We start from the raw sequence: 10,535 nt of genomic DNA on the forward strand, positions 1-10,535 counted from the left end.
GGATGAGGGAAAACCTCACGTCCGGTTTGATGAAGGGGGAGCTGGGAAAGTAAAAGGAGGGCTTCCGCCCTCCAATGAAATTTCAGTTCTCTACTCTACCTGAAAGCGTAAGTTTCGCATATTTCCGAATCGTCTACGCAAAAGCGCCTTCAGCGTCCGATACGCCGAAGGTGTTTTTGCTCGTTTTTCATAATTCTAATGACCCCAAACGGTTGATAGATTTGTCGGACGTATGCTAAAGTGAGGTACATGCTTTTGCCAAAACCGGGAAAAGAATACCGAAAGCAAGGGAAAAGGAGAAGATCATGGCCGATTTCAGGGGAATGGATCGGATCCGGACAATGATCGCCGCGACTCGGCATGCCGTCCGCAACGTTCGGTCCTCGCGAATGCAAGCTAAGCTCTCTACAGATACGCAAGTTACGTCGAATTTCGCCGCAAGATGGCGGAATTACCGGAAACCGATCATCATCTCGGCATGCGGCATCATCGCGCTCGCTGTCGTAGGATTCGGGGCCAGCCAGTACGTGAAGGCGAACAGCGTTACCTATTACGAAGTGCTCTTGAACGGAAGTTCCGTCGGAGAGATCAGCGATAAAGCCAAGGTCGAGCAATTGCTCGCGGCCAAGGCTACCGAACTCAGCAAAGCGAATACCCCCGTCCTCCAAGAGTTGAACGACGGTCAGGTCGCCTACGAGGTTGAAAAGGCTTACAAGAAGAAGACGGACGACGGCGCAACGCTGACTCGTCTCGAAGGCTTGCTTCAGACGCACGCGGTCGGCGTGAAGGTCGTCGTCGACGGCAAGGAAATCGGCGTCGTTCGCGATCAGCAGACCGCGAACCTGCTGCTGCAGAAGGTTAAGAACAAGTACGTGCCGGCCAACCTCGTCAAGAAAGCCGGTACCGAAGTGCAGTCGTTGTCGACGAGCAAGACCGCCGCGGCCGACCAAGCGAAGCCGCAACGCGTCGTGACGTCGGTCAGCTTCAAGGAGAAAGTGCAGACGGTCGAAGCCGACATTGCCGCAACGCAAGTGTCGACGCTCGACGCGCTGTACGCCAAGCTGACGAAGGGCGAACCGGTGCCTCGCAAGTACACGGTGCAGGAAGGCGATTGCATCGGCTGCATCGCGGCGAAGATGGACGTGACCGAAGAGTTCATCCACCAGAAGAACAAGTGGATCGTAGGCGATAAGATCAAGGTCGGCGACGTTATCGACTTATCGTCCCAACAGCCGCCGATTCTGAACGTCAACTCCGAAGAGCAAGTGACGGAGATCGAGACGATCGAACCGCCCGTCCAATACAAGACGAGCGATACGATGAAGAAGGGCCAGCAGAAGGTCATCACCGCGGGTACGCCGGGCAAGCAGCAAGTCACTTACCGCCTGACGAAGCGCAACGGCGCCTTGATCGAGGAAGAACAGGTGAACAAGAAGGTGCTGCTGAAGCCGGTACCGACAGTCATCATGAAAGGCACGAAGGTCATCCGAGGCGAAGGCTCGGGCAAGTTCGCTTGGCCGGTCGTCGGAGCCCGTATCACGAGTTACCTCGGTCAACGCTGGGGCCGCATGCACAAGGGTATCGACATGGTTGGACAGAAGTCGATCATGGCGGCGGACGAAGGCATCATCGAATTTGCCGGGTACAAGTCGGGCGGACTCGGCAACGCGGTCATCATTAACCACCAGAACGGCTTCAAGACGGTGTACGGCCACATGAAGAGCGTGAAGGTGAAGAAGGGGCAAGTCGTCGAGAAGGGCGACTCCATCGGCATCATGGGCAGCACCGGACACTCGACCGGCACGCACTTGCACTTCGAAATCTATTTGAACGGCAAGCTGAAGAACCCGACCAGCTATTTATAGAACCTTATCGGCTCTCCCGAAGGCGCAATGCCTTGACGGAGAGCTTTTTTCATTCCCGCCCGCCTCCGATCTGCCACGAAACGCCATTGGGGTCTTGTCCGCATTATGGTAAGATAACAATAGATTAGCTTCCGAGAAGCGGGAGGCGGTGACGAGAATGTTAGGCAAAATACTGGTCGTGGACGACGAGCGGCCGATCGCGGATATTCTGAAGTTCAACTTGGAGAAGGAAGGCTACGAGGTCGTCTGCGCTTTCGACGGCGAAGCCGCCGTCAGGCTGGCGTTCGAGGAAGAGCCCGACTTGATCCTGCTCGATCTGATGCTGCCGATCAAGGACGGGATGGACGTGTGCCGGGAAGTGCGGACTCGCCTGTCGACGCCGATTATCATGCTGACGGCGAAGGACAACGAGATCGACAAGGTGCTCGGCCTTGAGCTCGGCGCCGACGATTACGTGACGAAGCCGTTCGGCACGCGCGAGCTGCTCGCCCGGGTGAAGGCGCATTTGCGCCGCCAGCGCAAAGTGGAGACGGCCAGGGACGAAGAAGTGCAACCGGAAGCGGAACGCCAAGGCATCCGGTTATTTAACCTGTTCATCGACACGGACATGTACGTCGTCTATAAGAACAATCAGCCGCTAGACCTGACCCATCGCGAATTCGAGCTCGTCCATTACTTGGCGAAGAACAGCGGGAAGGTCATGACGCGGGAGCACCTGCTGCAAGCCGTATGGGGCTTCGAATATTTCGGCGACGTGCGTACGGTCGACGTGACGATCCGTCGACTGCGGGAGAAGCTCGAGGACGATCCGAGCCGTCCGGAAATCATCATGACGAGGCGCGGCCTCGGGTACTTGATGCGCAGTCCCAAGATGAGCGGCGGTCATTACGGATGAGAGGCATCCGCATGCTCCGCAGCATCCAGGTCAAGCTCATTACGATGGTGCTTCTCCTGATCCTGATCGCGGTACAGCTGATCGGGGTATATTTCATCAGCACGATGAAGACGTCGCTAAGCAACTCCTTCACAGAGGGCTTGAACATTCAGGCGAATCTGCTGACGAAGTTTCTATCGACTTCGAGCTTGTCGTCGGGGAACAAAGACGAAGACGCGCAGGCGGAAACGAGCGTGCTGCTGAACTCTCTCGTGAACAGCATCGATACGATCAGCGGCACGGAATACCAAGTGCTCGACGCCGGAGGCAAGGTGCTGGCCGCGACGACTTCCAAGACGTCGCAGCAGTCCTATGTCGGGCGCAAGAACACGTCGCTCCTCGTAAGCCGCGCCCTGCAAGGGGTTCGCGATAACGAGGAAGAGATTATCGACGAGAACAATACGCGAAGCAAGGTCATCGCCAAGCCCGTCATCAGCGGCGGCAAGATCGTCGGCGCGGTGTATATCGTCGCGCCGATGAAGAGCTTGTACCAGACGATGGAAGACATCAACCGGATTTTCGTCTCCGCGACGCTGATCGCGCTTGGGCTGACGGCCGTGCTGGGCGTTCTGCTCGCGGGCACGATCACTTCGCCGATCAAGGCGCTCACGCGCCAGGCGACGGCGGTCGCGGAAGGGCGCTTCGACGAACGGGTGCCCGTGTTCGGCAAGGACGAGATCGGCCAACTGAGCATCGCGTTCAACGACATGACCGATCGTCTAAGCGACGCGCTCGCCTTGAACGAGGAGGAGCGGGAGAAGCTGAGCTCGATTCTGTCGAACATGAGCGACGGCGTTCTCGCGACGGACGAGCTAGGCCGGGTCATCGTCACGAACAGGCGAGCCAGAGGCATGCTCGGCTTGACCGATATGAAGGAAGGCACGACGCTGTCCGAAGCGCTCGGCATCGAGAAGGCTCCGATCGCCGACACGCTTCAGGGCGCGGAGTCTTCGCTCCTCTTGAACCGGTTCCCGGAGGATCAAGCGGAGGAGGAGCTCGTGTTCCGGGTGACGCTGACGCCGATTCGCCGAAGGGACAAGGGCGTCGCCGGGGCCATCGCCGTGCTGCAGGACGTCACGGAAGCGGAGAAGCTGGAGCAGTCCCGCCGCGAGTTCGTGGCGAACGTCTCGCACGAGCTGCGCACGCCGCTGACGACGATCAAGAGTTACGCGGAAGCGCTGGACGACGGCGCGATCGACGAACCGCCTCTGGCGGAAAGATTCGTCGGCGTAATCCGCAGCGAGACGGAACGGATGATCCGGCTCGTCACGGACTTGCTTCATCTGTCCCGTTTCGATTCCAGGCGCAATCAGCTTCGCCGCCAGAAGACCGATCTCGCGGAGATGCTGGAGGAAGTCGTCGACCGGTTCTCCTTCCAGCTTCGGCAGAAGGCGATCACGGTCACGGTGAAGGTCGACCACCGGCAGAAGACCGCTTGGCTCGACCGGGACGGTATCGACCAAGTGCTCGACAACCTCGTGTCGAACGCGATCAAATATACGCTCGATGGAGGGGCCATCGATATATCCGCCAAGAGCAACGAAGCCGGTCAGCTCGCCATCTCCGTGAAGGATACCGGCATCGGCATTCCGAAGAAGGACTTGAACCGGATCTTCGAACGGTTCTACCGGGTGGACAAGGCCCGTTCGCGCAACATGGGCGGCACCGGGCTCGGGCTGTCGATTGCCCGGGAAATCGTCAGGGCGCACGGGGGCGCGATCTTGCTCGAATCGGAGACGAACGTCGGTACCGTCGTCACGGTGCTGCTGCCGATCGTGCCGGAAGGAAGTGAGAGCGCATGATCGAGAAGGGCAAATCGGTACTGCTGGCTTTGCTCGTCGTCCTTAGCTTGGTGCAAAGTTATTCCCTCGCCTATAACACGCCTTATAAGGATGCCAAGGTGAAGAGCGACTCGGACTACGTGAAGACGGAACGGCTCGGCGAGGAGGAGAAGCCGGATAACCTTGTTTTCCCCGAGCAACTGATTATCCATCTGGGCGACGATAAGCATACGGTATTCTATCCGAGCACGCCTACGTTCTACGGACTGATCATGACGAAGCTGAAGCTCCGCGAATTCAAGGGCTTGCAGCGCGATTCGGTCGAGTCGGTCGACTGGGATCAGATCCGCAAGGAGGATCAGGGCGTCGAGCTGCGGTTCGGCCGGCCGGTGCCGTTCGAGCTGCTGCAGAAGGCGTTCAAGATCGACGGAGACTTCCTATTCTTCGGCGATTCGATCGACCGGATCTGGATCTATTCGAGCAAAGGCCGAGACGAGGTTCGTACGTTCTTCTTCAGCTCCGACGACCGCTACGTCTACGAATCGATGCATGCCGACTTGACCATCGGGGACGTGGAAGGCTTCGTCGGCTTCGGCCAATATTGGGATCCGTACTCGACGTCCGACGGCAACGTCTACGCCCCGGATAAGCCGATGGCACGGCTGTTCGACATGGAAGTGGCGTACGATAAATACACGGTCGAACAAATGCAGGACAACCTGTTCGATCCGGGCGCGACGAGAACGATTCAGAGCAACAAGAGCGGATCTCAGATGTATACGGACGGGAAGCGCGGGCTGAAGATCGAACAGGACGGTACTTGGCTCTCCTACACCGACTTGGTGGCGCGAACCGAAGTGAATAACGATCTGTTCGACAACGTCATGTCGGCGATCGGCTTCGTCGATCAGCACGGAGGCTGGAACGGCAAGCATCTGTTCGTCAAGGACGCCGAATCGGAGGCGGGCGATTCCGTCATCCGCTTCCAGCAATATTACAAGGAAGTGCCGATCGTGTCCGACAAGGGACTGAACTTCGGCTACATTCAGCTTTTCCTCGAGCAAGGCGTCGTGTCGACTTACAATCGTTCGCTCGTCGTGCTCGGCGAGGAAACGACGAATAAACATAAGCGCGAGCTGCCGGGCGGCGAAGAGCTGAGGAAGAAGCTTCAGGAGCTACGGGCGGGCGGGCGCACGGTCGAAGCGTTGTTCCCGGCGATGAAGCCGACGATCGGAGAGAAATCGGTTCGCTTGACGCCGGCATGGGCGGCGCGGCTTACGACCGGGGAAGTCGTCATCGTGGCGGAATCGAAGCTTTATGCGTAACGATACTCAAGACCCGGTAGGGTCGGAAGGGGGAGCGGGATGGATTGGAGACGCGCCAAAAGCGTGCTCATCGTATCGTTCCTCGCGCTGAATATCGTTCTCGGCTACCAGCTGTGGATGGAATGGCGCGAGCGGTTAAATACGGCGGTGGACTGGACTTCCCTTCCCCCCGAGACGTTGCAGGTCATGCGGGAGAAAAACATTCAGGTCGACGACAACGCGAGAATCCCGACGGATACGCCGAACATGAGGCAGCTGACCTATACGTTCGAGGCGAGAAGCGGCGAGGGGATCGGGGAACGGATGCCGATCTCGCCGGCGCCGGAGACCATGGTTATTTTCTCCGAGGAGGATCTCGCGCTCGCCCTAAGCGGCATTATCCCGGACCTGGCCGACTATCATTACGATCAGCAAGGAAGCAAGGAAGGCGTGTATTTCGTCTTTAACCGCATGGAAGGGCTCTGGCCGATGTTCGACATTCGGCTGAAGCTCTACTACAGCGAGCAGAAGATCAAGGGATTCACGCAGGATCTCGTCACGGTGAAGCCGGCCAACGGGACCAAGGAGCAGCAGGTGCTGTCCGCGACGAAGGCGCTCGCCAAAGTCATCGAACAGAACTTGCCGGCGGGATCGGTCATCAAGGAAATCAGGCTGGGTTATCACGGGGAAATCTTCGACGACGCGGAAGCGCAAGTAACCGAGCCGACTTGGCGGGTGTTGCTGGAAAACAGCGACGAGGTGTACTACGTCAACGCGATCAGCGCGGAGGTTACGACAGAGCAGGGCGATGCCGCCGCGGGCCGTACATAACGGCGCTGGGTTGGGGGAACATGGCCGGGGAGAGGAACGGGTTTACTCATGGGATTGCGATTTACGGTATTATGCAGCGGATCGACGGGGAACGCGACCGTCGTATCGTCGGGCGCGGCGACGGTTCTTGTCGACGTCGGCCTCAGCGGCAAAAAAATAGAAGAGCTCATGAGCGAGAGGGACGTCTCCGGGCAGAATCTCGACGCGATCTTCGTGACGCACGAGCATTCCGACCATATTAAAGGGCTCGGGGCGTTCGCCCGCAAGCACAAGCTGCCGGTATACGCGAACGAGAAGACGTGGCACGCGATGAAACGCTCGGTCGGCGATATTCCGGAAGAGCAGATCCGCATCATGCCGTCGGACAGCACGGTGGAAATCTTCGACATGCGGATCGATTCGTACGCGATTTCCCATGATGCGGCGGAACCGGTCGGGTATTGCTTCCAATCGGACGGATCGAAGCTGAGCCTCGCGACGGACCTCGGGTACGTCAGCGACAAGGTACTGCGGCAGTTGCAGGACTCCGACGTGCTCGTGCTGGAATCGAACCACGACGTCAACATGCTTCGCATGGGCCGTTATCCGTGGAACATCAAGCGACGCATTCTGGGAGATACCGGGCATCTGTCCAACGAGGCGGCGGGCGACACGTTAACCAAGCTGCTCAATGGCACGCTGCGCAGGGTGTATCTCGCCCACTTGAGCCAGGAGCATAACCTGATGGACATCGCCAAGATGACGATCGGGGAAGTGTTGGAGAACAACGGCATTTTCTATCAAAAGAGCGAATTCGCGCTGTGCGATACTTATTACGATAAGCCGACGCCGTGGGACGCGGTAAAGTCTAAAGTCGCTAGTTTGTAAATAAAAGTAAAGTTCAAAAGTTCGGTTTTCAGCACCGAGAAGGTTGAAAGAAGCTAGGGAATGAGGATCGGAGCGTAGGCAAACGGACGTGAGAACCGGAAGTCCCGTGCAGCATTCAAGATTCGATGTCGAATAAGCTTCTCGAAATTTCCTCGTGATCAAAAGCGGACCTTTTGAAAACTCATTATAACAGGAGTTGGCGGTCGAGTTCGGCCTCCATCTGCGCCGCCTTGGCGCGAATCTCCTCGGGCGTCAGCAGTCCTTTGTCGACAAGTAGCTCGATGAGCGTGCTGATCGCGAGCAACTGCCGATAATGCTCGTGCTTCATTTCGGACATCTGCGACGCAAGGTCGAGGAACTGCCATCCGTAATCCGTCGTGCGCATCGGAATCCTTCCTTTCTTTTACAGGGGAATATGAGAGAAAATCACTTGCGAGATCAAGGAGAAAAGGTAAAATGAGATCAACCTATTATTATTCTAGTCAAAACTCTTGATCTCATTCCTATTATTTTCGATATAAAGTATAGAAGCTTTAGAAATAGATAAGCTGATAGAGAAGGAACACTCGCGGCGAAAGGGCGATCGGAACGCGATCGGCAGTGGCGGTTCCGATTGGAAGGAAGGTGCAGCACCATGGGCTTGTTCGACGATGATTTCTATTCCACGCGCATGAGCAAGCGCTCCAAGGGAACGGGCAGAGCCCGATTCCGCCCGTTCGGCTCGAATGGACAAGGCTCCACGCTGCGGGTCGCGATCGTCTCCTCGGCGGCGAGCGCGATCGTCGTCGCTCTGTTATTCACGCTGCTGAACGGCGGCGCAAAGGCAGAGCCCTCGGCGAAGCCGGCGCTCGCGGGCGGCCAATCGCTCGTCGAGACTTCCGAAAGAATCATATCCGCTTCGGAGAAAGTAAGGCCCGCGGTCGTCAGCATCATCAATCTGACGAACGAGGCGCTCGACATGCTGGATCCGGACGCAGAGCTGGACGACGGCGAAATTCCGTACGAGGCCAGCATGGGATCCGGCGTTATTTTTCAGAAAAACGGCGGCAAAGCCTATATCATCACCAACGCTCACGTCGTTCAGGACGCGGCCCAAGTGCAAGCGGTGCTCGTGAGCGGGATGAAGAAGGAAGCGAAGATCGTCGGAATGGACGTCGTGACCGATCTTGCGGTGCTCGAAGTCGAAGACAAAGACATCGAGGCGGTCGCGGAATTAGGCGATTCCGAGAAGCTTCGCGACGGCGAGATGGTCATCGCGATCGGCAATCCGCTCGGTTTCGGCGATTCGCTGACGCAAGGCATCGTCTCGAACAAGAAACGGATCATTCCGATATCGATGAACCAAGACGGCAATTACGATTGGGAACAAGAAGTGATCCAGATCGATGCGGCGATCAACCCGGGCAACAGCGGCGGGGCGCTCGTCGACTTGAACGGCAAGCTCGTCGGCATTAACAGCATGAAGGTCGCGGACTTGGGCGTCGAAGGCATCGGCTTCGCGATCCCGATCGACAACGCGATGCCGATTCTGAAGGAATTGCTCGCCAAGGGCAAGATCGCCAGGCCGTACATGGGCGTCTTCACGATGGACCTACAGACGTATCTCGACGGACAAACGGAACCAGATGATACGGTCGATGGAGATACGGACGATTCGTCCGAGATCGACGACGAACAAGCCGCAGGAGATGAAGATATAGAAGCGTCGGCCGAGCCCGTCGTACCGGACGGCGTCTACGACGGCGTCGTCGTGCTCGAGGCGGTCGGCCCGGCTCTGGACGCGGGATTGGAAGTCGGAGACATCGTCGTCCAGCTGGACGACGAGCCGATCGACAGCACGCTCGCGCTTCGCAAATACTTGTATAACGGCAAAAAAATCGGGGAATCGTTGAAGGTGACGTATTATCGCGGAGGCGAGAAAGCGACCTTAAACGTGAAGCTCGAGGAGAAACCGCAGCAAACGGACGAAGCGGCCGATCCGGAAAGCGAACGATAAACGTCGGCTTAGCCCGGCATCGTCGTCCCCCGGCGCAAGCCCGAACGGAAGGGAACGGATGTATGTACTGTGTATGCCGCGAGCACGTTGAGCTCGCGATCGATAAATTCGTGGACGAATACGAGGACGCGCCCGATCTGGTGAACTTGCAGACGACGGCGTTCTCGGCCTGGGAACCGCCCGAGCATTGCGAATGGTGCGGCAACAAAGTCGAAATCTTGGTCGTCTGACGCAGAATAGAAACCGAGTATCGCATGGAACGAAGCCTCCCTGGCAAGGGAGGCTTTTTATGCGGCGGCCGCGAACGAGCCGAAGTCGGTTGCCTAGCGCACAAGAATTGTGCTCAAGCGTCGCAGTGGAACCGAGTCCGGGCGCCTAGCGCACAAGAATTGTGCTCAAGCGCCGCAGACGAACCGAGGCCGGGCGCCTAGCGCACAAGAATTGTGCTCAAGCGCCGCAGACGAATCGAGTCCGGGCGCCTAGCGCACAAGAATTGTGCTCAAGCGCCGCAGTGGAACCGAGTCCGGGCGCCTAGCGCACAAGAATTGTGCTCAAGCGCCGCAGACGAACCGAGTCCGTGTGCCTAGCGCACAAGAATTGTGCTCAAGCGCTGCAGACGAACCGAGTCCGGGCGCCTAGCGCACAAGAATTGTGCTCAAGCGCCGCAGTCAAACCGAGTCCGGGCGCCTAGCGCATAAGAATTGTGCTCAAGCGCCGCAGTCAAACCGAGTCCGGGCGCCTAGCGCACAAGAATTGTGCTCAAGCGCCGCAGACGAACCGAGTCCGGGGTAAGCGTCAAACCTTCCCCACCTTCAAGCCCGCTAATCGCTATGAGATAATCCTCCTCAGAATCAGTCGAGGCCACTGAAAAAGTCCGTATTTGAAGAAAGGGTACAGTCCTCCAGATTTTTGAGGGGGCTGTACCTTTTTTCTGTATAATTAAAGCATCATCGGAGA

At 57.6% G+C, this 10,535-nt stretch carries 10 protein-coding genes; 8 read left to right on the top strand and 2 right to left on the bottom strand.

The window, feature by feature from the left end; all coding sequences use genetic code 11:
- Positions 1-305 precede the first annotated feature (305 nt).
- From ACFPPD_RS06175 to ACFPPD_RS06200, 6 genes are all read left to right on the top strand, one after another.
- On the top strand, positions 306-1,865 hold the full coding sequence (locus ACFPPD_RS06175; RefSeq protein ID WP_209751926.1) for a peptidoglycan DD-metalloendopeptidase family protein: 1,560 nt from the start codon (positions 306-308) through the stop codon (positions 1,863-1,865).
- A 157-nt stretch (positions 1,866-2,022) separates the two neighbouring features.
- A complete protein-coding gene (gene yycF / locus ACFPPD_RS06180) occupies positions 2,023-2,760 on the top strand; it encodes a response regulator YycF (RefSeq protein WP_209751924.1) in 738 nt (245 codons plus the stop codon).
- Positions 2,757-4,601, top strand: coding sequence for a cell wall metabolism sensor histidine kinase WalK (gene walK / locus ACFPPD_RS06185; protein WP_209751922.1), 1,845 nt, complete (start codon positions 2,757-2,759; stop codon positions 4,599-4,601). Before yycF ends, walK begins: the two co-directional genes overlap by 4 nt.
- The gene (gene yycH / locus ACFPPD_RS06190) at positions 4,598-5,905 is read left to right on the top strand and encodes a two-component system activity regulator YycH (protein WP_209751920.1); all 1,308 of its coding nucleotides are present in this window, start codon (positions 4,598-4,600) and stop codon (positions 5,903-5,905) included. Before walK ends, yycH begins: the two co-directional genes overlap by 4 nt.
- Positions 5,906-5,944: 39 nt before the next feature.
- Positions 5,945-6,715: a two-component system regulatory protein YycI gene (gene yycI, locus ACFPPD_RS06195; protein WP_209751918.1), complete on the top strand. Its 771-nt coding sequence runs from the start codon at positions 5,945-5,947 to the stop codon at positions 6,713-6,715.
- Between the two features lie 48 nt (positions 6,716-6,763).
- Complete coding sequence (locus tag ACFPPD_RS06200; protein ID WP_209751916.1) at positions 6,764-7,582, top strand: MBL fold metallo-hydrolase; 819 nt, start codon at positions 6,764-6,766, stop codon at positions 7,580-7,582.
- A gap of 184 nt (positions 7,583-7,766) precedes the next feature.
- On the opposite strand, the gene ACFPPD_RS06205 is transcribed toward ACFPPD_RS06200, so the two are convergent.
- Positions 7,767-7,967, bottom strand: coding sequence for a hypothetical protein (locus tag ACFPPD_RS06205; RefSeq protein WP_209751914.1), 201 nt, complete (start codon positions 7,965-7,967; stop codon positions 7,767-7,769).
- Between the two features lie 249 nt (positions 7,968-8,216).
- Here ACFPPD_RS06205 and ACFPPD_RS06210 point away from each other — a divergent pair, with 249 nt between their 5' ends.
- Positions 8,217-9,578 (top strand): S1C family serine protease, encoded by a 1,362-nt coding sequence (locus ACFPPD_RS06210; protein WP_209751912.1) that lies wholly within the window; start codon positions 8,217-8,219, stop codon positions 9,576-9,578.
- 62 nt (positions 9,579-9,640) lie between these two features.
- Entirely contained in the window at positions 9,641-9,808 is a 168-nt protein-coding gene (locus ACFPPD_RS06215; RefSeq protein ID WP_209751910.1) for a CxxH/CxxC protein, read from the top strand.
- A 509-nt stretch (positions 9,809-10,317) separates the two neighbouring features.
- Here ACFPPD_RS06215 and ACFPPD_RS06220 read toward each other — a convergent pair.
- On the bottom strand, positions 10,318-10,535 hold a 218-nt coding region (locus tag ACFPPD_RS06220; protein ID WP_378081552.1), incomplete at its 5' end, for a hypothetical protein.

Source organism: Cohnella suwonensis, from assembly GCF_042655365.1.
Taxonomy (GTDB): Bacteria; Bacillota; Bacilli; order Paenibacillales; family Paenibacillaceae; genus Cohnella; species Cohnella suwonensis.

Excerpts from the sequence above, each read along its gene's own strand:
- ACFPPD_RS06200 (WP_209751916.1), top strand. The coding sequence starts at position 6,764 with ATGGGATTGCGATTTACGGTATTATGCAGCGGATCGACGGGGAACGCG.
- ACFPPD_RS06210 (WP_209751912.1), top strand. The coding sequence starts at position 8,217 with ATGGGCTTGTTCGACGATGATTTCTATTCCACGCGCATGAGCAAGCGC.
- ACFPPD_RS06205 (WP_209751914.1), bottom strand. The coding sequence starts at position 7,967 with ATGCGCACGACGGATTACGGATGGCAGTTCCTCGACCTTGCGTCGCAG.
- yycH (WP_209751920.1), top strand. The coding sequence starts at position 4,598 with ATGATCGAGAAGGGCAAATCGGTACTGCTGGCTTTGCTCGTCGTCCTT.
- ACFPPD_RS06175 (WP_209751926.1), top strand. The coding sequence starts at position 306 with ATGGCCGATTTCAGGGGAATGGATCGGATCCGGACAATGATCGCCGCG.
- walK (WP_209751922.1), top strand. The coding sequence starts at position 2,757 with ATGAGAGGCATCCGCATGCTCCGCAGCATCCAGGTCAAGCTCATTACG.
- yycI (WP_209751918.1), top strand. The coding sequence starts at position 5,945 with ATGGATTGGAGACGCGCCAAAAGCGTGCTCATCGTATCGTTCCTCGCG.
- yycF (WP_209751924.1), top strand. The coding sequence starts at position 2,023 with ATGTTAGGCAAAATACTGGTCGTGGACGACGAGCGGCCGATCGCGGAT.
- ACFPPD_RS06215 (WP_209751910.1), top strand. The coding sequence starts at position 9,641 with ATGTACTGTGTATGCCGCGAGCACGTTGAGCTCGCGATCGATAAATTC.